General features: G+C 60.6%; 22 protein-coding genes and 2 pseudogenes. 7 read left to right on the top strand and 17 right to left on the bottom strand.

Features of this window, described 5'->3' with window-relative positions; translation table 11 throughout:
• Positions 1-121: 121 nt before the first annotated feature.
• From FHT29_RS18260 to FHT29_RS18230, 8 genes and pseudogenes are all read right to left on the bottom strand, one after another.
• Positions 122-2,446 carry a molybdopterin guanine dinucleotide-containing S/N-oxide reductase gene (locus FHT29_RS18260; protein ID WP_168599968.1) on the bottom strand — a complete coding sequence of 775 codons (2,325 nt, stop codon included), beginning with the start codon at positions 2,444-2,446 and terminating at the stop codon, positions 122-124.
• A 231-nt stretch (positions 2,447-2,677) separates the two neighbouring features.
• Positions 2,678-3,280, bottom strand: a complete 603-nt coding sequence (locus FHT29_RS18255; RefSeq protein WP_112442858.1) for a DsbA family protein — start codon at positions 3,278-3,280, stop codon at positions 2,678-2,680.
• Positions 3,264-3,857, bottom strand: coding sequence for a TetR/AcrR family transcriptional regulator (locus FHT29_RS18250; RefSeq protein ID WP_168599967.1), 594 nt, complete (start codon positions 3,855-3,857; stop codon positions 3,264-3,266). Before FHT29_RS18250 ends, FHT29_RS18255 begins: the two co-directional genes overlap by 17 nt.
• Positions 3,858-3,878: 21 nt before the next feature.
• Positions 3,879-4,940 carry a ketopantoate reductase family protein gene (locus FHT29_RS18245; RefSeq protein WP_168599966.1) on the bottom strand — a complete coding sequence of 354 codons (1,062 nt, stop codon included), beginning with the start codon at positions 4,938-4,940 and terminating at the stop codon, positions 3,879-3,881.
• Positions 4,937-6,181 (bottom strand): acyl-CoA dehydrogenase family protein, encoded by a 1,245-nt coding sequence (locus FHT29_RS18240; RefSeq protein ID WP_168599965.1) that lies wholly within the window; start codon positions 6,179-6,181, stop codon positions 4,937-4,939. The genes FHT29_RS18245 and FHT29_RS18240 overlap by 4 nt, the downstream gene beginning before the upstream one ends.
• A 115-nt stretch (positions 6,182-6,296) precedes the next feature.
• Positions 6,297-7,397 (bottom strand): LLM class flavin-dependent oxidoreductase, encoded by a 1,101-nt coding sequence (locus FHT29_RS18235; RefSeq protein WP_047558975.1) that lies wholly within the window; start codon positions 7,395-7,397, stop codon positions 6,297-6,299.
• Between the two features lie 454 nt (positions 7,398-7,851).
• Positions 7,852-7,971: pseudogene (locus FHT29_RS34515) on the bottom strand (3-oxoacyl-ACP reductase); the annotation flags it as partial.
• Positions 7,972-8,354: 383 nt separating this feature from the next.
• Positions 8,355-9,155 carry a CDP-diacylglycerol diphosphatase gene (locus tag FHT29_RS18230; protein WP_245297560.1) on the bottom strand — a complete coding sequence of 267 codons (801 nt, stop codon included), beginning with the start codon at positions 9,153-9,155 and terminating at the stop codon, positions 8,355-8,357.
• 255 nt (positions 9,156-9,410) lie between these two features.
• Between FHT29_RS18230 and FHT29_RS34510 the strand changes: the two are divergent.
• Positions 9,411-9,602: pseudogene (locus FHT29_RS34510) on the top strand (hypothetical protein); the annotation flags it as partial.
• Positions 9,603-9,680: 78 nt separating this feature from the next.
• Here FHT29_RS34510 and FHT29_RS18225 read toward each other — a convergent pair.
• The 9 genes from FHT29_RS18225 to FHT29_RS18185 form a co-directional block, all read right to left on the bottom strand.
• Positions 9,681-10,898: an SfnB family sulfur acquisition oxidoreductase gene (locus FHT29_RS18225; protein ID WP_168599964.1), complete on the bottom strand. Its 1,218-nt coding sequence runs from the start codon at positions 10,896-10,898 to the stop codon at positions 9,681-9,683.
• Positions 10,899-11,071: 173 nt separating this feature from the next.
• Positions 11,072-12,370, bottom strand: coding sequence for an FAD-binding oxidoreductase (locus FHT29_RS18220; RefSeq protein WP_168598087.1), 1,299 nt, complete (start codon positions 12,368-12,370; stop codon positions 11,072-11,074).
• Between the two features lie 21 nt (positions 12,371-12,391).
• Positions 12,392-13,435 (bottom strand): proline racemase family protein, encoded by a 1,044-nt coding sequence (locus FHT29_RS18215; protein WP_168598086.1) that lies wholly within the window; start codon positions 13,433-13,435, stop codon positions 12,392-12,394.
• A gap of 66 nt (positions 13,436-13,501) precedes the next feature.
• Positions 13,502-14,758, bottom strand: a complete 1,257-nt coding sequence (locus FHT29_RS18210) for an ABC transporter substrate-binding protein (protein ID WP_037197628.1) — start codon at positions 14,756-14,758, stop codon at positions 13,502-13,504.
• Between the two features lie 52 nt (positions 14,759-14,810).
• Positions 14,811-15,239 (bottom strand): hypothetical protein, encoded by a 429-nt coding sequence (locus FHT29_RS18205; protein WP_047558984.1) that lies wholly within the window; start codon positions 15,237-15,239, stop codon positions 14,811-14,813.
• Positions 15,236-16,291, bottom strand: coding sequence for an aldo/keto reductase (locus FHT29_RS18200; protein ID WP_047558986.1), 1,056 nt, complete (start codon positions 16,289-16,291; stop codon positions 15,236-15,238). The genes FHT29_RS18205 and FHT29_RS18200 overlap by 4 nt, the downstream gene beginning before the upstream one ends.
• A 6-nt stretch (positions 16,292-16,297) precedes the next feature.
• Positions 16,298-16,651, bottom strand: coding sequence for a TIGR04076 family protein (locus FHT29_RS18195; protein ID WP_037197632.1), 354 nt, complete (start codon positions 16,649-16,651; stop codon positions 16,298-16,300).
• Position 16,652: 1 nt separating this feature from the next.
• Entirely contained in the window at positions 16,653-17,141 is a 489-nt protein-coding gene (locus FHT29_RS18190) for a DUF3830 family protein (protein ID WP_047558989.1), read from the bottom strand.
• Positions 17,138-17,872 (bottom strand): GntR family transcriptional regulator, encoded by a 735-nt coding sequence (locus tag FHT29_RS18185; protein ID WP_112442227.1) that lies wholly within the window; start codon positions 17,870-17,872, stop codon positions 17,138-17,140. Before FHT29_RS18185 ends, FHT29_RS18190 begins: the two co-directional genes overlap by 4 nt.
• A gap of 121 nt (positions 17,873-17,993) precedes the next feature.
• Here FHT29_RS18185 and FHT29_RS18180 point away from each other — a divergent pair, with 121 nt between their 5' ends.
• The 6 genes from FHT29_RS18180 (at position 17,994) to FHT29_RS18155 (ending at position 23,823) form a co-directional block, all read left to right on the top strand.
• On the top strand, positions 17,994-18,791 hold the full coding sequence (locus FHT29_RS18180) for an ABC transporter ATP-binding protein (protein WP_037197634.1): 798 nt from the start codon (positions 17,994-17,996) through the stop codon (positions 18,789-18,791).
• Complete coding sequence (locus FHT29_RS18175; RefSeq protein ID WP_047559007.1) at positions 18,788-19,537, top strand: ABC transporter ATP-binding protein; 750 nt, start codon at positions 18,788-18,790, stop codon at positions 19,535-19,537. The genes FHT29_RS18180 and FHT29_RS18175 overlap by 4 nt, the downstream gene beginning before the upstream one ends.
• Positions 19,534-20,442, top strand: coding sequence for a branched-chain amino acid ABC transporter permease (locus tag FHT29_RS18170; protein WP_047559011.1), 909 nt, complete (start codon positions 19,534-19,536; stop codon positions 20,440-20,442). The genes FHT29_RS18175 and FHT29_RS18170 overlap by 4 nt, the downstream gene beginning before the upstream one ends.
• Positions 20,439-21,422 carry a branched-chain amino acid ABC transporter permease gene (locus FHT29_RS18165; RefSeq protein WP_047559017.1) on the top strand — a complete coding sequence of 328 codons (984 nt, stop codon included), beginning with the start codon at positions 20,439-20,441 and terminating at the stop codon, positions 21,420-21,422. Before FHT29_RS18170 ends, FHT29_RS18165 begins: the two co-directional genes overlap by 4 nt.
• A 347-nt stretch (positions 21,423-21,769) precedes the next feature.
• A complete protein-coding gene (locus FHT29_RS18160) occupies positions 21,770-23,335 on the top strand; it encodes a GMC family oxidoreductase N-terminal domain-containing protein (protein WP_168599963.1) in 1,566 nt (521 codons plus the stop codon).
• Positions 23,336-23,358: 23 nt separating this feature from the next.
• On the top strand, positions 23,359-23,823 hold the full coding sequence (locus tag FHT29_RS18155) for a RidA family protein (RefSeq protein WP_052212484.1): 465 nt from the start codon (positions 23,359-23,361) through the stop codon (positions 23,821-23,823).
• The last annotated feature ends 81 nt before the right edge of the window (positions 23,824-23,904 follow it).

The following is a 23,904-nucleotide window of genomic DNA, read 5'->3' as shown; positions in this document are numbered from 1 at the left end:
CCAGTTGTTCTTTTTCTACTAATTTTATAGATTATTTTGTCCGATTTTCGCATGCGCAAGGGTCAGCTTTTTTCAGGGCGTGTCCGCGAGGGTGCTGCGGGTTCAAAACCCTCCTTGGCGTTCAGGGTCTCGGTACGGATCCTATTGGAATCGGTTTTTGTACCTTGGGCCCGTCGAATATCCGCACCGGCGGCGCCTCGCCAACGAAGCGTTCGACCTCCACCCTTGTAAGCTGTCCGGTCGAGCCCTGAGCCAACTGCGAGGTCCCAACATCGTGGGTAAGGATGTTGGGATTGCCGTGAATGCACATTGCGTTGCCGGCGGTCGGGTCGTCCGGCTCGAACCATGCGCCTGTCGCCAACTGCATGACCCCCTTACGCACGTCCTCGCTTATCACCGCTGCGGCGAGGCAACTACCGCGAGCATTGAACAACCTTACGATCCCGCCATCCGCGATACCGCGCTCGACCGCGTCGGCGGGGTTGATGCGAACCGGCTCCCGACCCTTGATTTTGGTGGAACGGCTGAAATCTCCATAGTCCAACTGGCTATGTAGCCGCGAATGTGGCTGGTTGCAGACCAGATGCAGAGGATAGCTCTCGTCCGCCTTGGTCTCCGCCCTGGGAGAATACCATCGCGGATGGCCACGGCAGTCGTCGTAGCCGAAGCCCTCGATCGTCTGCGAAAAGATCTCGATCTTTCCGGATGGCGTCTGCAGGGGGGATCCGGACGGATCATTGCGAAAGGCGCGGGCCGGGCCGCCATCGTCGGGCTTGAGCGGCAGGCGAATCTCTCCGCGTTTCCAGAACACTTCGAAATCGGGAGCCTCGTGTCCACCGGCTGCAAGCGCCGAGCGCGTGGTCTCGAACAGGAAGGCGAGCCAATCCCGGCTGGTGCGGTTTTCGGTGAACTCTTCGAATTTTCCGAGACGGCGCGCTATCTCGGAGAAGATCTCATAATCGTCTCGCGCTTCCCCAACCGGCTCGATCAGCTTCTTCATCGCTATCATCAGAGGATCACGGTCCGCCGCGCCGATATCGTCGCGCTCAAGCGTGGTGGTCGCAGGCAGCACGATATCCGCGTGACGCGCGGAGGACGTCCAGGCCGTCTCATGCACGATGATGGTCTCTGGTCTCTTGAACGCCGCGCGCAGCCTGTTGAGATCCTGATGGTGATGAAAGGGGTTGCCGCCTGCCCAATAGACGAGGCGGATATCGGGATAGCGCATCGCATGGCCGTTGTAATTGAATTCGTCGCCGGGATTGAGGAGCATGTCGGCGACACGGGCGACGGGAATGAAATCCGGCACCGGATTTTTGAACTGGCCAAGGGTCGGCAGTGGAACGGCAAGCTGGGCCTTGCCGATATTGCCCAACGCACCGAGGGAATAGGCGTAGCCGCCGCCCTCCAGTCCGATCTGCCCGAGCATTGCGGCCAGCACGATGCCCATCCACACAGGCTGCTCGCCATAGTCGGCGCGCTGGAGAGAATGGCTGACGGTGACCAGCGTCCTTGCGTGTGCCATGGCACGTGCGAGGTTCTTGATATCGTCGACGCCGATGCCGCAGATGCCCGCAGCCCATTCCGGGCTCTTTTCGACACCATCGGCGCGGCCGAGTAGATAATCCTCGAAACGCTCGTAACCGACCGTGTAGCGATCAAGAAATTCGCGGTCGTGCAATCCCTCGCTGACGAGCGCATGCGCGATACCGAGCATCAGTGCGACATCTGTGCCTGGTACGATCGGCAGCCACTGCGCATTCAGCTCAGCGGGAAAATCGTCCCTCAACGGGCTGACGAGGACAAAACGCGCACCGCGCGCCCGCGCACCGTTGAGTGTCTGGCGTACGATATGCGCGCTGATGCCGCCGCCATGCACGTCCGTGTTCTTGAGCGCCATTCCGCCGAAGGCGACGATCAGCTCGCTGCTCCGTTCGATGGCATCCCAGGTGACGCTCTTACGGTCGAAATGGTCATACGGCCCCAAGACATGCGGAATGATGACCATCGCAGCACCGGAGCTGTAAGTATTGACGGATCGCACATACCCGCCGAGCACATTCAAGAAGCGATGGATCTGGCTCTGTGCATGATGGAAGCGTCCCGCGCTCGACCAGCCGTAGGAACCGCCGAATATGGCCTGGGCTCCAAAGTCTCCGTAAACGCGCCGAAGCTCCTTCGCAACAAGGTCAAGCGCTTGTGGCCAGCTGACTTCCACATACTCATCCGCGCCGCGATCCTCAGCATTACCTTTCTTGCCATCAAGCCAGCCGCGTCTTACGGCCGGACGGCGTATGCGCGCGGGGCTATGGGCGACCGCCGGCAGATTGCCCAGCAAGGGGGAGGGATGCGGGTCGGCCGGATGGGCGCGGATTTCGAGCTTCCCGTCCTCGTAGCGGCCCGAAAAGGCGCCCCAATGGGAGCTATGGGTTTGAAGCGAATTCATCTGCAAGCTCCATGCTATCAAGGCGTTTCAACAGGCCACCGATGTCACTCAGGCAGGACATACCGCACCATCATCCTGTTGACGGTGCCGACCTCATCGAGTTCGGCGCAGTTTTCCGAACGCACCGGTTCTACCGAGATCTGGCGCTAGGGCAGGATACCGAAAGTGTGCGTGGTTTTCGCGCGACATCGCGCCCTGACTTTTTGATTGGAGACGGCCGGAGGATTTCGGTCAGGCCACCAGTTTTTCACCCGACAGATGGCGCTCCAGAAAGGGGAGGCTATCCTGCCCCCAATAGAGCTCGCCTTCATAGCGGAAGGTCGGAAGGCCGAAGACGCCCGCCTCCTTTGCAACTTCGCGATTGTTGCTCCAGAGTTCGGAGATGTCGGGAAATGCCGCGCGAGCTTCGAGCGCCGCACCGTCAAACCCCGCACCATTGGCAATTGCCTTTCGCACATCGGCGTTGCCGATATCCGCACCGTTGCTCCAGAATGCTTGTTGCAGCGCCCGGGTGAGTGCGACCCAATCCATCCCTTCGAGCTGGGCTGCCAAAACAAGAAAGCCGGCAGGGGTTGGGTCAGTGAGCGCGGATCGATTGGTGAAGTCGAGTGTTTTGCCGCGAATTGCGGCCCAGCGCTGGAGATCCTTCACCCAATATGCGCGCCGCGCGTCCGGCCGTTCACGCGAGTAGATGGCACCGTTTTCGACGATCAGCGGAATAAGGTAGGGGTGAACCTTGGCGCCGAACCGCGCCGCAAGATCGATAAACGGATCGAGACCTATGTACGACCACGGCGATCCGATCCCGAAAAAATAGTCAATGGTTTTGGTCATAAGGTTTCTCTCCAGAGGAAATAGATTGGCCGGTAGCCATATCGAAGACGGACAGCGCGCAGTCACGCGCCACCAGAACGGCTTGGGGATCACGGCCGACGGCGACTGTCGCCAGCGCCCCTTCGTAAAGCAACGACATGTGGGCAGCACTCTGTTCCGTCGAACGCTTGGCAGCCGCCATGATGGCGCGGAAGATGTTGCGCACGGCATTCTTATGCTCGCGAGCGACAGATACGACGCGCTCGGAATCGCCGTGTTCGGCGACCGCCAAGGCAAATGCGCAACCGCGGAACTCGGGACTATCGGCCTTTTCGAACAGGCGCTCGAAAATCAGGGCAATCTGGTCCCGCGGCAATAGCGTGGCGGTGGAAGTCACCTCTCTCAGAGAAAGAAGCACGCGCTCGTGACGCTCCTCGAGATAGGCTGCGACAAGATGATCCTTGGAGGGAAAGTGTCTGTAGAGGGTCGCTTTGGCGACGTTGGCCTCGTCGACGATACGGTCTATGCCCACGGCGCGGATGCCTTCCCTGTAGAAGAGGGCGCCAGCGGTGGTCAGGATATGCTCGGATATTTTCATCGTGTTGGTCCGGATGCCTTCTCACGCAAAACCCCGGGATCCACCCGTCTGATGTGCTTTCGGTCTCGAATGGGTAAGGATGGAGAAAGAAAGGTGGTTCTCGGCAAGCCGGCGCAGATTAGCGAAAGGAAGGAGCGCCGTGAAGCCACCTTGTCGTGCCGCCGATCCGGCAATCTCCTGGGCGGCACGGTTATAGGGCGTAACTATCCCATGCAGGCGTCCGAGAAGGACGATCTCTCCGTTTAGGAAGTCGACTTCGCTCGACGCGCCGCGCGTGAAACTCTGCCAGGTCGACTGCTGGCCGGCCCGAATGCCGGAGTTTTCGGTGATCTTCCAGTGCGCTACGCTGACTGTACGCTCCGAGTGTGACGCGAAAGTATGGCCCGCCGCCTTGAGAACCGTCTCGGTCTCCTGGACAAGGGCCGCACTGAATGCTGCTCGCTCATCTTCGGCGCCGTCGAAGAGCTCCAGCACATTGCGTACATTGTGAAGAAGCTTCGCCGCTTTCCATCGCTGAATATCACTGGTCGTCTCGGCAATGTAATCGGACCGGCCGAGGTCTGCGACGAGCTTGGCAGCCGTCTCATCCGTTCCATGCGGATAACGGCCAATGGTGACGACGGCCACCTGGGGGTCGCCGCCGACTACGACCCGACCGGTCTCGGTGAACCGGGCAGGGGTCAGGATGCTGGCGCCGTAGACGTTCGGAAAAATTCTGAGAGCGGCTGCTTCCGTTGCCAGGCCATTTTGAAACGTGACGATTGGCAGATCGGATGCTGTCAGCTCCTGCGAATATTCGATTGCCCGCCAGGCCCAGAAGGCAAGAGCTTCCGCAACGTCCTGCGATTTCACCGTCAGCAGCAGGATATCGTCTTGCCGCAGCGATGGTGGCTGGGCAGTATCGAAGGCCTTCAACCGGATCTGCCGTGTCCCGGCGGGCCGCCGGTAGGCAAGGCCATGATCGATGATATGTCTTATCTGGGCACCACGGCCGACAAGGGCATAGTCGAGGCCCGAAAGCTCGAACTGCGCGGCAAGGCTGGCACCGACAGCGCCTGCTCCGATAATGATGTAGCGCGTCATGCTCGTCTTCCAGGAATGGCGTTCAGGAGTTCTCGTGTGTTTTCGGTTTGCGAGGAGCCGGAGATTGAATCGGGAGTTTTTTCCTCGGTGAAGATGGGCTGTTTCTCCTCGTTTTTTTGGTTCCACAGGACGCATGATGAGCGCCCGAGGATCGAAACCGCGGTGTCTTCCTGGGGCGCGTGCACGAGAACCGATTGGACGTCGCGGAAATGCCGCTCGATTCCCAGATCACCGTTGAGACCGGGATTGCCAAGCGTGCGAACGGCAAGTTGAACCGCGTCGCGTATGTTGCGCGCCGCAAGAAGGCGCGCCCTGATGAGAGCTTCCGGTTCATCCAGTGAATGGTCGAGCGCGTTGAAGAGGATTTGTCTTGCTCCACCCACGAGCAGGTCGATCTCGCCGGCCGCAGAAACAAACCTGTCCGTTCTTGCAATCGGAAAGCCGAGATTGGCGGGTATCCGTTCGTGACCGAAGCGGATGAACGCCTCCTGGGCAGCTTCTGCCGCTCCGAGATATATGGCGGTCAGCGCGACGGAAGCGGCGGCATGGGCACGATTGTCCTGCGCGCCAACCGAGACGTCGACCAGATCGACGACATCTTCGAGCGGCACCTCGACGTCCTTGAACTCTACGTCGTGCGAGCCGCTGGCCCGCATTCCCAGGCTCTTCCAGTTCTCGATCACCTCGATGCCGGAAAGTTTCGATGGAACGACGAAAGTGCCGACCCGTTGCGGTGTTTCATCGGTGCGAGCCCAGACGAGGAAATGGGTCAAGCCGAGAGCACCCGTGACGAAACGTTTGCGACCCGAGATCGCCCACCCACTGGCGGTGCGGCGTGCCAATGTGTCGGGAAGTCCGCCACGAGCGGGGGAGCCAAGGTCAGGCTCTACCCGCGCGGCGTTCAACAGGATGGGACGATCCCGGGCGTCTTCCAGCAAACGTCGGTAAAGCGGGTCCGGCCACCGGCTGGCTGCCGCCTGCCCGAGATGAGTGAATATGGTCATCGCACTAATCAAGGCGACGGAAGGATCACCCCGGCCAAGCGCCGCAAGGAGACGTCCAACGTCGGCAATGCTCGCGCCCTTCCCGCCGAAGCGTGTCGCCACCGTGCTTTCGAGAAGACCGGCAGCATGCACAGCTTCGATGCCGGGCCAGGGAAAGGCGCCCGACGCGTCCGCCGCGGGTGCTGCGGCGGCAAGCTTGCTGGTTACTTCCGCCAGATCGATGGTGCTATAAGACACTTTGCATCAGCCTCTTTGAAGCAGCGAGGAATGCCATCGCGCGGCGCTCACCGCGCGATGGCTGATCGTTGCTGGCATAATCCGAGTGGTGTTTGTTGGTGCCTGTGACGACGGATCAGGCGACCGCTTGCTGCGGCGCCTCTCGCTCCGCCAGACCCGCCCTGACGAGTGGCAAGACATAGCGGCCGTAGTCGATGGCATCGTTCAGATTGTCGTAACCGCGGATCGAAATCAGATCGGCGCCGAGATCGACATAGTCGAGGATCGAGTCCGCGATCGTTCTTGGCGAGCCGACCAAGGCAGTGGACGCACCGCGCGCATTCGTCGCCGTCACCGTCGGGTACCAGAGAGCCCGATCGTGCACATCGCCACGGGACGCAATTTCCAGAAGGCGCTGCGAGCCGACATTCTGCGGGGAAGGCGCGGTCGGCGGAACCTTGCCAAGACCTTTGGCACGATTTTCCTTCAGCAAGTCGAGTGTGCGATGAGCCTTGGCCCAGGCAAGCTCATCCGTTTCCGCAATAATTGGACGGAAGGTGACCCAGATCCTCGGGCGATCCTTACGTCCGGCCCGTGCCGCTTCGGCGTAGACGCGATCGATTTGCTGCTTGGTCTCCGCCAGCGGTTCGCCCCACAGTCCGAAGATATCCGCAAGCTCGCCGCCGATGCGGTAAGCCTCGTCCGAAGACCCGCCGACTGACACCGGGATGGTGCCGTTGACAGGACGCACTCGGCTATGAAACTGCTTGAATTGATAATACCGCCCATCGAAGTCGAAAGGTTCGCTCGCCCCCCAGGCGCGACGCAGGATGCGGATATACTCCTCCTGCCGTTCATAGCGCTGATGTTTGTCGAGGAAATCGCCTTCCTTGGCCTGTTCCTCATCGCTCCCGCCGGCAATGAAGTGGACAACCACGCGGCCGCCGCTGAGCTGATCGAGCGTCGCGAGCGATTTTGCCGCAACCGTCGGATAGATAGTATTCGGGCGAAGGGCGATGATGATCTTGATGTTCTTCGTGTGCGCCGCGACAGTTGCACCAATGGTGAAGGGATCGAAAGACGCGGTATCATAGGGGATGAGGGTGTAGTTGAAGCCGTAATCGTCGAGCGAACGGGCATAGCGCGCGAGATATTGCGGATCGAGTGCGGGGTTCTCGAGAGGACTTATCTCGGTCGACGCGTTTGGAAACGTGATGCTGATGAATTCGGTCGGCATATGATTATCCCCATGTTTGGCTCATCGGATCGTATGTGGATGCTAACGCGACCTCGCAGTCGCAGAAAGACAGGTCATTCTTTTTCTATAGAAATAGTAGAATTTTATCCCGCCTAAGCAGGGTTGATGAGTTGCGGGCAGCCTTGAGTAAGTCGATTTCAGACATCGAGATTCTGTCTCAACATCTCGTGCCGGTAGTTCCCGATCATACAACGCCCAGCCGGAGGGCACTGATGTGGAGACCGTCTGCCGGATGCAATGGCAAGGAGGTCCTCAATCGTATGTTGGCCTGTGCCCGCCCGAAATCTGTTGGCTGCAAGACGAAGGCGAAATGATCGGCGCCGTCATGGATCCGTGCACCAATGCTGTGGCAGTTTAGTGCCCAACGATTGGGAGGAAGGGCATAAGCCTTTTCAACGAAAGGCTTGCGAAAACGCTCTCGGTTGCCGTTGCGGATATAGCGCTGGGACGGGGACAGCAACGCCGCGATAACAGGCCCGATATCGTCGGGTACTCTGGCGCGCCCGAGAGCTTTCTGCGACGCGATGAAAGCATTCACCTCAGGTATGTTTCGTGTCCGAGCCGACCCAATTCGCTGCGCAGAGAGGCGGCGAAGGCGTCGAAAGAACCGACGTCAGCGGTATCAAGCGTACGGCGACCGCTTTCCGGCCGAGACCGCGGCTACCGCCGGTCACAAGAGTAATCTTGGGTGAGGAGTTTTGACTGGACATGATGGCTTTCTTTCCGATTTTTTGGAGAGAATGGCGATCATGCCGGCGTCGCCCATGACCCCGTTTATGTTCCGATTTTCCTGTTGATTTCAAATTGTTGCAGGGGATCTCAACGGGGTCGTTGTGCAGAACCGGTTCACACCGTGTGAGCATACGAGGTTGCCCTTATCCATGCGCGAAGTCTGCGGCATGCCGACTAGGAACATGCGATCTCCATATGACCGCCCTAGAGTTGGCATTTAGGATCAATCATATCCTCCGCGGACCCGCCGTGGGATTTGTTTGCTCCGATTATTCTCGCCAGAATATAGAAGCCATGCTGCCCGTCCGGCAACGTGGAGCCAAAAACGCCAACGACCACGTTTTCCATATTTGAGCGGGCTCCATCAACACCGTCTGCGACAGCCGTCAACGGGTTCAAATTTGAGAGGTCATCGGCCGCATGGAATGTTGCCCACCAACCGGCATTGGTTCTCAAGTTTGTAAACCGGACACTTCCGATCTCTGCCGCATGGGTCTTCAGCAACGCGCGAAAGCGAGGTGTCTCGCATCCCATGTGTACATGAAGGCGATCTTGTGTACGCCAACTGGCGGGGTTTATCGCTAGCGCAAAATCCTGCGGCGAAACCTTCCCTGCGCGCAGGCTTATTGCGGCTGTTCGCTCTTTCCACGCTGCGTCAAAATAGTTCGGCGCTCCCGCGGCCAGAAGGCGCGGGTCTTCGATACCGGGCACATCGGCTAGCGGCGCAAGAATGGTTCGCTCTTTGTCAGCCGGTTCGCGAAGAACGACGTAGGCGGACAATGGATCCTGCGCCTGAACTACTTTGAGGCACGGATATGGCGATCCCGTCAGGGTAGAGTTGATCTCGCAGGCTTCAACGACCAGCCCCAAGGCAGAGCGGCTGGCAAATGAGCTCATGATGATGACTGCAATAACGAGAGAAATAGAGAGAACGACAGGACGATATTTCATACGTGATTTCGAATTTCTGCTGATGAGCCAGTCATGTCCGAAGACATGGCTCACGATAGCCTATCTTGAATCCCTTGCGATAGACGCGGAAGAACCACGGACCGCCAGAATTCGGCGGAGATTTCCATTCCGCTGTCGAAACATTGATATTTCCAGAATCTTTGTCTGGCAAGGCAGGAAGAGGTCATTTGCAGGAGGGGGCGATTTACTAAGGAGCTGCACGGGCGATATCAGCAATGCCGATTTGGATGATGGGACGCGGCGCATGCGCATTCGTCCGATCGGCTGTAAACGTCACGGTTTTCCGCGGGCTATGTCCTCGGCGAGATTGTGCAAATTCGCCGGGGCGCAAAAGCCGCGAAGTGGTTGCAGAATCGGCTCCTGTACAAACAAGGCTGTTCGCCTAAGCGGATCATAACCGACAAGCTCTGCTCGTGCGCTGCCGCAAAGCGCAAGGTGATGCCCAAGGTCGAACACTGCCACGGAAATAAGCGTGGCCTTTACAGCCGATCATGAATGAACCGAACAACGAAAAGCCCGTTGCCCGACTTGGCTACGGGGCTTTTCTTTGTGTCTTCGTCAGAGCGCGCCGTTCTTCGGCGGGATGACGTCGTTCAGGTGATAGTTGCCGACGACGTGGTATTTCCAGCGGACCGGGTCGTGCAGCGTATGGGTGCGGGCGTTGCGCCAGTGGCGGTCGAGATTGAGGTCCAGTTTGACCGATGCGGTCCCGGCAAGCTCGAACAGCGTGTTCGTCGCTTCGATGGCGATTTCCGTCGTCAGCACTTTGGCTGCCGCGACCGCCAGCGTTGCCTCCACGACCTTCTTTTCCGTGGTTTCGACCTGCGCCGCGTCGATCTTTCTGCCGGCGCGCTCGAGGGTCGCGGTTGCGGCCTCCAATCGAATGGCGATCTGTCCGATCCTTGCAATCGTCAGCGGATCGTCTGATGCGCGCTCGACGCCGCTGTCCATCCAGGGGCGCGACTTGGTTCTCACGAAATCCAGCGTTTCGGCGAATGCGGCCCTGGCAATGCCGAGATCGATGCCGGCATGGATGATCTGGCCAACCGAGCCGATCGTCGTCGGCCGCTCGAAGCCTTTGTGATGGAAAACGGCACAGTCGGCATTGACGTAGACATTGTTGAGTACAGTGGTGCCGCTGCCGGTTGTACGCTGTCCGAAGCCGTCCCAGTCGTCGATGACCTCGACGCCCTCGGTGCCCTTCGGAACGAAGGCCATCACCAGCTTGTCGTTCTCGTCGAGCGCGAAGACCGTGACCCAATCGGCAAAGAGAACGCCTGTCGAATAGAATTTGCGCCCATTGATGCGGTAGCCCGGGCCGTCGCGGGTGATGCGGGTATTATAATGTCCGACCGTCTTCGTGCCGCGTTCCGACAAGGCGTTGCCGAAGCGGTCGCCGGCCAGAACGCGGCCGAAAAAGTAACGCTTCTGCTCCTCCGAGCCGTCGACGCGCAATGCTTCCAGGATATAGAAATGGTTCTGCGGAATCTGGCCGATCGAGCCGTCGGCCTGCGCGAGGATAGCGGTGATCTCCGCCAGCACGGTATTCGAGACATCCAGTCCGCCATACTCTTCCGGAACAGTGATCGCCAGCAGTCCGGATTGCGACAGCGCATCCATCTCGGCAAAGGGAAGCTGCCTTTCGCTGTCGCGATCGGATGCCGTGGAGGCAAAACGCGCGGCAAGATCGCGAGCGACGGCCAGCGCCTGCTGCTCAGTCTCAAGCAGCGTTGCCTGCGGATGCGTCGAGTTGAGATGGTGCAATTGCGCGTTCATAGGCCGACTCCGGTTTCATCGGCGTCACGATGCAGCATTCAAAGCCGCGCTTCGAGGAAAGGCATTTCGTTTTTGTGAAGGGGTCCGGTTCGTGTTTTCTTTATCTATAGAATAGGTAGATAATAACTGCGTTCGGAGCAATGTCGCACGTGCGCGTTAAGTGCGCCTGCCAGTCACAGGCGGCCCCTCCGCCAGTCGTCAAAACGGGCATGCGCCAGGGCAAGTGAGGCGACGAGCGGCGTGAAACTGTGAAAAGGTAGCGAGCGGGCGGGCTGAAGCGGGATCGGCAGGGACTCCGCTGCTTCGCCAAGTGCCAGTCTGGCAAGTACATGACCCAGCTGAGCCGTCATGGCGATCCCCCGACCGTTGCAGCCGATGCCGCCGAAGAAGCCGTCACCGAAACGATAAAGACGCGGCAGGAAGTCCGGCGTCATGATGGCAATGCCGGTCCAGACGACTTCGACGCCCGGATGGCGCGGCAGGCGGAGTTCGGACACAAGACGGTCGACAACGGCGCGACCGACCCGATCGAAGGCGCCTATCGGATTGATGGCCATGCCGCCACTGATCAGCCTGTTGTCACGGTCCAGCCGGTAGGTGAAAAGGTTGGAACGCGTGTCGCCGACCGGGCGCCGATGCGGCGCGATACGGGCAACGGTCTCGGTGTCGAGCGGCTTGGTCGCCACCTGATAGACCCTGAGCGGCACGCCGGTGCGTCCTATGCGCGCCGCGACACCGCCGGTGAAGGCGTTGGTGGCGAGCAGAACGCTGTCTGCCTTGATTTCCCGATCCGCTAAAGCGACCTGCCAAGCCCGGCCATTTCGGACGATACTGTCGACCTTGCTATTCTCGCGGATGATGCCGCCACGCCTCGTCACGGCGCGCGCAAGACCGTAAAGATAGTTCAGCGGATGAATGGTGCCGCCGGAGTGGTCGATCAATCCGCCGGAATAGATGTCCATTCCCGTTTCGGCATGAATATCGCGTGCCTGGAGGAATTCTACGGGGCGACCGAGTTCCGTCCAATCGCGAGCGCGCTGTCGCAGGACATCCGCCATGTCTTCGCCATAGGCCGGCTGCAGCCAACCGGTTTGCGTGGCATCACAGGCGATCTCTTCTTCGGCGATGGTCGCATAAACCTGGTCGGCTCCCGCTCCGACGAGCGATAGAAGAGCATCGGCCTCGTCGCGAGGCAGTTTCTGACGGACAGCGGCCGGGTCGGCCTTCGCAAAGTTGGGAACGACGAAGCCGGCATTCATGCCGCTTGCGCCGGCGCCGAGCCGTCCCGCTTCGAGAACGGTGACGGAGCGGCCGGCGCGGACAAGATGGAGTGCTGCCGTCAGGCCCGTGAAGCCGCCGCCGATCACGAGCACGTCGCAACGTGAAGGCACATCGTGAGCGAGGTCAGGAGCCGGGCCTGTCGTCAGCGTCCACAGCGTCGGGTTGATGGGGCGAGCAATATGGCTGGACATCGGCGAGCGTTCTTCCAAAGTCTACGCTAGATAGCCGTTGCCGAGCGCATCGCTCGGATCGACAAGAAGGGTGCTTGCTGCGGTGATCCAGGCGGTGCCCTCCACCTCTGCCACTATGGTCGGCTGCTCCGCTTTTGCGGAGCCGGGCCTTGCGACACCGTGATAGATCGTTCCGACGAGGCCTTCGTTGACGAAGCGCTCGCCAAAGCCGAGTTCGCCCTTGGCGACCAGTGTCGCCATGCGGGCGCAGGTGGCCGTGCCGCACGGCGAGCGGTCGAAGGAGCCGGCCGCCGAAATCGGCACGTTGCGATGCTGGGCCTGCGGATGGTTCGGCGCATCCGTCCAGACGATATTGCCGATAACCGGTGTTATCCGTTCATTCGCGTCGGTATCGCGAAGTCGCTCGGCGAGTGCTTCCCTGACAACGGATGCCGCCGCGATGAGCGCCTTGATCTTTGCGACATCGATGGTCGTCCGCGCGGCCGAGACCGGCAGGAAAGCGTACCATTGTCCGGCATAGGCGAGATCGACCGCGACCGCGCCGATGTCGGGAAGGTTGAGATCGACCGTCTTCAGAAAATAAGCCCCCTCGAAGACAAAGGCGACCGATTTGCATCGGCCTGTTTCCAACCGGGCGCGTAGGGGAACCCGCCCGCCCGGCGTTTGCAGGCCGAATTCAAATATGCCGGTAAAGTCTGGTGTCGGAGCCTGCACGAGACCGAGCTCAAGCAATGTCGTTGCTGTCCCTATCGTCGCATGCCCGCACATGTCCGGATAGGCGGCATCCATGAAGACAACGCCGAATTCGCCCCCGGGCCGATCCGGATGGATCAGCGCGACCGAGAACATCGAGCGATGCCCGCGCGGTTCCATGACCGAGACGGTCCTGACCCAGTCCCGCTCATCGCGGAGCATGTCGCGCGCCACCAGCGGCGACATGCCTGCTTCCAGCCCATGTCCGGCAAGGATCACGCGTGTCGGCTGGCCGCACGTATGGGAATCGACGACGTCGAGCACGCGCTGGTAGCTGTCCCGATATGTCAGCCGCTGTAGGGGATTGCTCAAGGGTTTTCTCCAGGCGAGGCGCCCGGTTGGAGCACCTCGCAGTTTTGCCGATGACCTTTCGCCGGCTTACTTGATCTTGTCCTTGAGCGCCGAGACGTCCTCCATCGTCATTTGGCTGTCGGTCGTCACCTTGCCGTCAACGATCTTCCAAAGGCGGAAGGGACCGGTGATATCACCATACTGATCGAACGAGACCGGTCCGATGACGCCTTCGTAGCGGATCGGCTTGCCATCCTTGATGAGGCCGAGGCCCTTGGTGAATTCCTCCTTGCCGGCGTAGATCGGCGTTCCCTTCGGATCGACGACCTTGAACATGGCATCCTTGAGCTTGGACGTGTCGTCGCCGGTGATCGCGAGGGCAAGTCCGACGATGGCGCCGGCATCATAGGCGCGGTCGGCGGCCGGATTGGAGGGCTCGATACCCGAGAAATCCTTGTAGTTCTTGTTGAAATAGTCGGTCGACGGCGTCGGTGTCGTGCCCGAGGACGTGCCATAGGCATCCTTCAGATAGTCGGCGCCGACGGAATCGATGAAGTCCGGGCTGTTCATGCCGTCATTGAGCAGGAATTTCTGCGGGCCACCCTGGGAGATCCAGGTGCGGGCGATCGTTGCGCCATCAACAGGCGTGCTGACCAGATAGAGTCCGTCAGGGCTGCCGGCCATGCCGGCGGTGACTTCCGACGCGTAGCTCGACTGCTTCTCATTGTAGGGCGTGGTGGAGACGATCGTACCGCCGAGCGCCTTGTAGGCCTTGGAGAATTCCGCGACCATGTTGACGCCGAAGTCGCTGTTAACGTGGATGATCGCCAGCTTCTTGAAGCCCTTGTCGATGGCATATTTGGCGGCGGCGATGCCCTGCAGTGAATCCGAGGTGATGGTGCGGAAGAAGATGCCGTTGGTCTTGCCGTCGCGGCCGAGTGCCGTCAGCGTCGGCGAGGAGGCGGCGGGCGATACCTGTACGATCTTGGCAGGCGCGGTCACCGAGGTCAGGATCGGGATGGTCACGGAAGATATAATGCCGCCGATGATGGCTGGCACCTTCTTGACCTGCACGAGCTGCGTCGCCGCGTCGACGGCGACATTGCCCTGGCTCTGGCTGTCGCGCGTATCCGTCACCAGATCGCAGCCATGCACGCCGCCGGCGGCATTGATGTCGCGGAAGGCCATCTCGACGGATTTTGCGCCAGCCTGGCCGTATTCGCCGGCCGGGCCGGTGAGTTCCATCACCAGGCCGACGGTTACCTTGCAGTCGGCAGCATTGGCAGCACTGGCCGCAGCCAGAAGAGCCAGGGCCGTCGTGATTTGAAATATCGTCTTTTTCATCTTTGTTCCCCTTGTTCGGTCAACGATTTTCATTGCGTTTTTTGCGAACCTGTCAGTTGTCCGGCATCTGCAGCCAGGTTTCATGCAGATGCTGCCATTCGACGCCGTTGGGTGCCGATGAACTTGCGGTGAAGAGAGCGCTTGCCTGGCGCCGGCTATGCTTGCCGGCGCGCCACTGCGCTTCCACATAGGTCAGAACGATCGTATCCGCCGTCTCGAAGCCGGCGCTGATATCGGTGATTTCGATGGTAAAGTCGCCGCGATAGGTCGCGCGATTTGCGCGGATCAGTTCGATGGTCTCCGCGCGGTTGAACAGGCGCCCGGTCGGCGGGATCATATGGAAGGACTGGCCAAAAGTGCGATCGCAACGGGCAAAGTCGACGCTATCGGCGGTCGCTGCATCATACCACTCCTCGAAGAAGCGATGGAAGGCAAGGACCTCTGCACGGGCCTTCTGAAAGAGCGGCGGTTCCTGGCTCATATCTTCCCCGCATTCAGGTTGTAGTGCATGATCGAACCGTGCCTGCCGTTGCGATCCCGCTCCAGCGTGTAGACGTCGCCTTCAGGTCCTCGGCTTTGGCTAATAATCGCAGCGATCTGCCTGCGGTCTTCGTCGTCAAGCGCGATGTCCATGATTTTCGCGTTGGCAAGTGCATGTGCCTGATTGCGGGCGCCAACGATGACTGCGGCCACTTGCGGCTGCTCCAGCACCCAGGCGCTGGCAATCGTGGCGATATCGACGTCATAACGGTCGCCGATCGTCTTCAGCGTGCGGAGCAGCGACTGGAACAGATCCCAGCCGCCGAAATCGTCGATGATCAGCTTGTATTTGACCAGCGACCGGTTCTCGAGCGGCATGTCGGGTTCGGATTGGCCCAGCCATTTGTCGCTGAGGAAGCCGCCGGCCACCGAGCCATAGCACAGGAATTTCACGTTCTTCTCGGCCGCCAGCTGCGACAGGCCGTTGAGAGGTCGCTGGTCGAGAACCGAATATTGCAGCTGCTGGCTGACCAGGGGGATGCCAGCCTCAAGGATTTCGGCGATATGCGGAGTGTCGAAATTCGTCGTGCCGACATTCCGCACCTTACCTTCACGACGTGCCTCATCGAGCCAGCCGAGCGCGTCGAGATAGCCGGGCAGTGCATAATCCCACCAGTGGAACTGCACGAGGTCGAGCTGCTCGGTCTTGAGCTTGCGCAAGGATTTGTCGACGATACCGCGGATATAGTCGCGGCTGATCGTGGCAAGCTTCTCCAGATCCGGCACGAGCTTGGTATGGACGTTCATGGCTCTTGCCGCTTCCGCGCCACGTTCATTGCGAAGCCGCTCGCGGGCCTCGCCGATCAGCTCCTCGACCCCGGTATAGATGTCGGCGCAATCATAGGTGCGGATCCCGACGTCGAAGGCGGCGATCAGGTCGGTGACGGCCTGGGAGCGATCGACGGCGCCATGTCCTCCGGCCAGCTGCCAGCCGCCGCGGATGACGCGCGAGATAGAATATCCGGGGCTCAGTTCGAACGTCTTGGCACTCATTTACGATCATTCTCCTTCAGGCAACGGCTCGGCCGTCGTGTCGGCATGGCTGAATCGCCGCTTACCTGTTCTGACGATCCGCAGCCGGCTCGCGCAATTCGGGTCGGGGCAGGCGATTTCCGCGTCCGAGGTCATCCAGTCATTCTTGTGGGTCGGCCGCTGCTTGGCCGCCAGCAGCGGCAACACGGCGGAGATCGAGTAGATCGAGAAGCCCTGACCCGGCGGCAGCGACAGCATCTCGCCCTTCAACTCGAAATAATCGCCAGGTTTGGCGCCGCAATAGATCGGCTTGCCTTCGGGAACGACCGCCTCGATCCTGAGGTCGAAGAGCTCGAAACTGTCGTCGGCTTCGGCTGCCATCTCAGATCTCCGCGCGCTCGAAGGCGACGTCGCAGGCGCCGTTGCGGCGGATGATGCCGCAGGCCGCGGCGAACTGCTCGCGCTCCTCGGGCCTGACCTGTGCGACGACGCTGCCGGCAAGCCAGCCGATCGGGAAAAGCAGACGAGCGCCCTGTCCGTAGAATAGGCCGATGTCGAAGATTGCGTCGGGATTGCCGCCCCACATGCGCGGCGGCACATAGCTCAGCACGATGTCGCCGGGCTGCGGCGTCAGCGTCGCATTCTCGGCTGGCAGGGCTGCCGCATAGGAGGCGCCCGTCAGGTGTCCGGGCGGGATCGGGCAGGAGATCTCCGGGCCGGTCCACATGGCGTGAATGCCGGCAACGATGCGCGCTTCACTGAGATAATCCCAGATAAAGGCTGCGTTGTCGGGCGCTTTGGCGTCGAGCATCGGTGCGAAAACGCTCAGGCTGGAGCGCGGTTCGGAAATCTTGATGGCGCGTTGGCTCATGCGGGTATGCCTTTCTTGGAATCGGCTTCCAGCTTGTTGCGCAGGAACACGAAGGGGCGGCTGATATCGGCGACCAGCGCTTCGCGTGCTTCCCTGGCGTTCTGTGCAGCCATCGCCTTGACGATCGTGCGGTGATAATGAGCGGTATCGACCTCGCCCGCCTCCGAAAAGGCATAGATGGCGACGCGGATGCACGGGCCCGACTGCAGCCACAGGCTCTCGATCATCGGGATCAGGACGGCCGAGCCGCAGGCGCGGTAGATTTCGAAGTGGAAGGCCTGATTGAGCGTCACCTCGCGGTCGACGTCCTTCTTGTGCTTCAGCGCGCGCATCTCATCCCATTCGCTGAGCATGCTCTCGATGGTGGAGATCAGGCGCGGGGTCATGCGGGTTGCGGCCAACGCAATGGCCTCGCCCTCGATCAGGATGCGGGCGCGCAACAGGTCATCCATGCGCTCGAGCGTGATCGGCGGCACACGCACCGAACGGTTGGGAAGGGCTTCCAGCGCCTTTTCGGTGATCAACCGGCCGAGAGCTTCACGTACCGGCATGGTGCTGGTCATCAGCGCATCGGCGAGCCCCCGGATCGTCAGTACCTGGCTGGGCTCGAACAACCCGCCGATCAGCGCGCGACGCAGCTCGGAATAGACGCGGTCCTGGACGGTCTCGCGGCCAACGGGCGCAAGCTGTGCGGCAATCGGATCGCTCTTTTCGGCGGTGGCCTTTTGCATTCGAAGTCCCTTTTTTGGCTTGCGGAGTGGATTAAAGCTGATTAGCGTGATCAATGCAAGTGTGATCACAAATCAAATAATCAGGGAGCGGCAACGACCGGCTTCCGGCCAGAGGGATCTCATGAGTACGACAACTGAACGGCATGGGGAGGAAGCCCGGCCTGTTCTGACGGCCAAGAATGTGGTGCGACGTTTCGGCGGCGTCACCGCCGTCAACGACGTTTCATTCCATGTGCGGCAAGGCGAGATTCTCGGCTTGATTGGTCCGAACGGCGCCGGCAAGACGACGATGTTCGATCTGCTGGCCGGCAGCGTTGCCCCGAGCAGCGGCGAGATCATTTTGAACGGTGCGCCGGTGGCAGGCGAGCCCGCGCATCGCCGCATAGGCCGTGGCCTAGGCAGGACGTTCCAAATTCCGCGCCCTTTCCCCAATTTGAGCCTGCTCGACAATGTCATGCTGGCGGCGCAGGGTCAGGCCGGCGAGCGCCTGCTGTCGAATTTCCTGCGTCCCTGGAAAGTCGCAGCGGAGGAAAAGGCGGCCCAGGCAAAGGCCATGGAACTGCTCGACCTCGTCCACCTGACGCGGTTGACGCATGAGCCGGCCAGGGTGCTTTCGGGTGGTCAGCGCAAGCTTCTGGAGCTTGCCCGGATCATGATGGCCGATCCCGCGCTCATCCTGCTTGACGAACCGGCCGCCGGCGTCAACGCGACGCTTCTTGAGACCATCATCGACCGCATTCGCGACATCAACCAGCGCGGCGTCACTTTTCTTCTGATCGAGCACAATATCGATATGGTCACGCGCCTTTGCCACCGCGTGCTCGTCATGGCGAGCGGCCAACTTCTTTGCGAGGGCACGCCGGACGAGGTCGCCCGCGATCCCCGCGTCATCGAAGCCTATCTCGGAGGCGCGGCATGAGCGAGCCTGTCCTCATCGTTCGCGATCTCGTCGCCGGCTACGAGCCGGGCGTACCGATCGTACGCGGCGCCTCGATCACGGTCGCTGAAAAGGAGATCGTCGTCGTCCTCGGCCCCAATGGCGCCGGCAAGTCGAGCTTCATCAAGGCGATTGCCGGCCTGGTGCCGATCGAAAGCGGCAAAGTGGAACTCTCTGGCAATGATATAACGAGCGCGCCTGCTCACAATATGGTGCGGCTCGGTCTCGCTTTCGTGCCGCAGACGGAAAATGTCTTCCCACTGATGTCGGTGGATGACAATCTGAGGGTCGCTGGCGGCATCTTGAAGGCGAAAGAGGTGCCTGTTCGTATCGAGGAAATGTACGCAACCTTCCCGGATTTGGCCCGTCATCGCCGCATCGCAGCCGGCAATCTCTCGGGCGGTCAGCGGCAGATGCTGGCCGTCGCGCGTGCCCTCATCGTGCGCCCAAAGCTGCTCGTACTCGACGAGCCATCGGCAGGTCTCTCGCCCAAATTCGTGTCGATGGTCTTCGAGATGCTGACTGATATCCGCAAGTCGGGCGTCACCATTCTCCTCGTCGAACAGAATGCGAAGGCCGCCCTTTCGATCGGCGACCGCGCCTTTGTCCTCGTCGAAGGCAAGGACAGGCATGAAGGGGTGGCGTCCGAGCTGTGGAACGACCCCGTCGTCGCCGAGCTCTATCTGGGCCAACGCCCAACCGTCTCTAAAGCAGGAGGTGCGGCATGAACCTGCAATTCATCGTCGATGGTCTGCTGACAGGCTCGATGATCGGCCTTGGTGCCATCGGCGTGACACTGACCTACTCGATCCTGCGCTTTTCCAATTTCGCCCACGGCGATTTTATGGCCTGGGGCACCTATGCGACGCTTGCCGTCGTCAGCGCCATTGGCGCTATCTTCGGCAAGGTCGCGCCGATCGGACCGCTTTCCTTCGGCTGGCCGCTGATCGTTGCGGTAATAATTGCCATGGGCTTCACCGGACTTCTCGCTCTGGCGCTGGATAAGGTCCTGTTTTCCAGGCTTCGCTCCAAGGGGCAGTCGATCATCGTCGTCATGGCAAGCTTCGGCGCCTCCATGGCCTTGCGCAGCCTGCTCGAATTCCTCTTCACCTCGCGGCCGACCTATTTCAGCCGTGCCATCCAGATCGCCATGCCTGTCGGTTTCGGCATTCGCATCACGCCCGACCAGATCGTGCTTCTGATCGTCACGGCTTTGCTGGTTCTCGGCGTGCATCTGCTGATCACGAAGACGCAGACCGGCCGCTCCATGCAGGCGCTCAGCCAGAACCCGGCGCTTGCCCGCGTCGTCGGCATCGATGTCGCCAAGGTCGTTCGCGTCACCTGGCTGATTGGCGGCGGTCTTGCCTGCGTTGCCGGCGTCATGATCGGCATTCTCGTGCAGATCCGTCCGCTGATGGGCTTCGACATGCTGCTGCCGATGTTCGCAGCCGCCATTCTCGGCGGCATCGGCAGCGTGCCGGGCGCTGTTCTCGGCGGCCTGATCATCGGCCTTGCCGAGGCTGGTGCGGTGCAGCTTATCGGCGCCGAATGGCGCGCCGCCGTCTCCTTCATCATCTTGATGGCGGTGCTGTTCATCCGGCCGATTGGCCTTTTCGGAGTGAAGGAGCGATGATGGACATTCTTGGCTATGGCGCCTTCTTCCTGACGACGGCGCTGATCTTTTCCTTCATTACCCTCGGACTGAACCTGCAATGGGGTCTGACCGGTCTCTTCAACGTCGGCCTTGCCGGCTTTGTCGCCATCGGAGCCTATACGTCGGCGCTTCTGACCACTCCGGACGCCGCCGGTCGCTTCGGCGGGTTCGATCTGCCGATCGCTGTCGGCTGGCTCGGCGGGATGATCGTTGCCGGTCTGGCTGCTGCTATCATCGGGGTCGCCACGCTGCGGCTGAAGTCGGATTATCTTGCGATCACCACCTTCGGCGTTGCTGTCGTCGTCCAGCTCGTGGCGTTGAACGCACAAAGCCTGACGGGCGGCCCCTTCGGCATCGGCTTCATCCCGCGTCCCTTCGCAAGCCTTGCCGAAACGCCATTGCTCTTCAATTTTGCCAATCTTGGCGTCGTGGCGATCGTGATGCTGGTCGTCTACCTGGCTCTCGAGCATTTGTCGCACAGCCCTTGGGGACGCGTGCTGAAGGCGCTCCGCGAAGATGAACGTGCCGCCGTTTCTCTCGGCAAGAGCGCGCGTTTTTATCGCGTGCAGGCCTTTGCCGTTGGCGGAGCCATCATGGGGCTTGCGGGGGCCATACAGGCGCATTTCGTCGGCTTCATCGCGCCGGACAATTACGTTCCGATCCTGACCTTCCAGGTCTGGGTGATGCTGATCGTCGGCGGCTCGGGCAGCAACAAGGGCGCCGTTGTCGGCAGCGTCCTTGTCTGGGCGATCTGGGCAGGGTCCGGCGCGCTGACGAGCGCGCTGGTCTCGCCGGAACAGCAGGCTCGCGCAGCGTCCCTGCAGATCGTGGCGATCGGCGTGATGCTCTGCATCATCCTGTTGGTGCGTCCCGGCGGGCTCTTCGGTGATATGCCGCGGCGGCGGCGTGCAGCCGTGCAACAGCCTTCGCTTGCTGCAGATGAAAGCGGTGTGTCCTGACGTACGCGGAAGGCGGGCGCTGAGCAAATCCGCGCCGCCTGTTGGTTTCGACGATATTGCCGACATGACAGATGCAGGCTTTGCCAATCCTTGATAGCATCGGCATTGCAGAGGCAATCCAGCGTCGTGAGCTGATGGACCCCAAAATGGTCGGTTGATGTCGCTGCCGCGTACGTGTGATTTTCGGCGAGAATCGACGAGAAAGTACATGGTTTCATATACAAAATTTCATTTACATATAAACCGAAATGTGATGATCTTGATGCGCCGGTGTCCTTATGGCCGGCTGCAATGGGGAGTACGTCGCGCAGGCGAAATATCACACAAATAGAACGGGGAATGACCGCATGCCTTATGATGTCATCATTGTCGGTGCCGGAGCCGCCGGTGCAGTGCTTGCCGGCCGGTTGACGGAAGACCTAAGCAAGAAGGTGTTGTTGCTGGAGGCCGGCCCCGACTATCGTAGCAGCGAACAGCCAGCCGAAATGGAAAGTCCGAACCCGTTCAACCTCCTTTTGCCGCGCCGCTTCCAGGAAGCCTACATGTATCCGGATTTGATGGCGCGCCGGACGAAAAGGCAGCCGCATCGCGTCTATTGGCGCGGCAAGGGCATGGGCGGCTCGACCGCCGTCAACGGTCAGATTGCCATTCGCGGCCTGCTCCATGCCTTCGATCGCTGGGCCGATATCGGCTGTAACGGATGGTCCGGTACCGATGTGCTTCCATTCTTCAACCGGCTCGAGGACGATCCTATCGATGCGGACTACCATGGTCGCGGCGGGCCGACACCGATTTATCGCGCGCCTGTCGATACATGGGGCAATGTCGATAGGGCGATGCGCGACAGTGCGCTGGCTCTCGGCCATAGCTGGAACGATGACCTGAATGACCCTGAAGCCGAAGGCGTGTGCTGCTATCCCATCAATAGCCGCAATGGCAAACGCGTTTCGGTCAATGATGCCTATCTGGAGCCGGCGCGCGGCCGTGCCAACCTGACGATCATCGGCTCGACGACCGTCGACAAGGTCATGCTTGATGGCCGCAGGACGACGGGGGTGAGCGCCATCGTCAATGGTCAGGCGAAGACATTCCTTGCGCCGCTCGTCATTCTCTCGGCCGGTTCCATTCACTCGCCCGTCATTCTGCAGCGCTCCGGCATCGGCCCGGCGACATTGCTTAGAAAACGCGGCGTGGAGGTTGTCGCTGACTTGCCGGTGGGCGAGAATTTCTTCGATCATCCCTACTGCCGCATCGAGCTGAAGCTGAAGAGCGAGTTTAAGGCGACCGATGTCAACGCGCGCCATACCAATTGCTGCGTGCGCATGAGCTCGGGTCTTCCGGGCGCGCAACGCGACGATATTCTCTTGGTGTCGATGAACCACGGTGGTATCGGCGTCGAATCCGACAGCGCCCAATTCGGCGAGGCAATGATCAATCTGATCCTCATGGAGGCCAAGAGCCGCGGCTCGGTCAGCCTCCGCTCGGTCAATCCGCTCGATCAGCCCGTCGTCGAGGAGAACATGCTGTCCCATCCGCTCGATCTGGCGCGCATGCGCGCCGGTTACCGCCATCTCGGCAGGATGGCAGCGCAGGCGCCGATCCAGGCCATCACCGAAGGCATATTGCTGGGTGATTCCGATCTGCCGCTCTCCTGGCTCGACACTGCCAGCGATATAGCGGTGGAGGATTTCCTGCTGACGCAATCTTCCGATGCACAGCACGGTATCGGTGGCTGCAGCATGGGGCGTGCCGGCGCCGGCGTCGTCGATCCGGAATGCCGCGTCAACGGCTTCGAAGGCCTGCGCGTCATCGATGCGTCGATCATGCCGCTCGACTGCCAGGCCAACACCAATCTCACCACCATCATGATAGGCGAGAAGATGGCTGACAGCCTGCGACGGGCTGTCCATTGAAAGCGGAGGGCGGACGCATGGCGATGGATGCTTACGAACGGCTGAGTGCCCTGGGGCTCACGCTGCCGAAGACGCCGAAAGCGGCGGGCAATTATATTCCGGCCAAGTTGTGCGGTGAGATGCTCTATCTCGCCGGGCAGGGGCCGCAACGCCCCGACGGGTCCTGGTGCGTCGGCAAGGTCGGCAAGGATGTGAGCTTGGAGGAAGCCTATCAGCATGCGCGCCTCGTCGGCCTGCAATTGCTCGGCGTCATCCACGATGCCGTCGGCGATCTCAACCGTGTCGAGGTGATCAAGCTGCTCGGTATGGTCAATGCGGTTGCCGAGTTTGCCGATCATCCGAAGGTGATCAATGGGGCATCGGATCTGCTCATCGAAGTGCTGGGTGAGGCGGGCCGCCATGCTCGCTCCGCCGTCGGCATGGGATCCCTGCCGAACGGCATCACCGTGGAGATCGAGGCTATCCTGCGCGTGCTGCCGCGCGACTGATTTTTGACTGTTTTCCCCAACTGGCCTTCGTTTCCTTTGTGTGCGAAGGCCATTTTTTTATTGCGGCCCGGCGTGTTGCCG

This window comes from Rhizobium sp. SG741 (genome assembly GCF_012275435.1).
In the GTDB taxonomy this organism is placed as follows: Bacteria; Pseudomonadota; Alphaproteobacteria; order Rhizobiales; family Rhizobiaceae; genus Rhizobium; species Rhizobium lusitanum.
The sequence above is the reverse complement of the archived record's forward strand: the minus strand, read 5'-3'. Positions and strand labels throughout refer to the sequence as shown.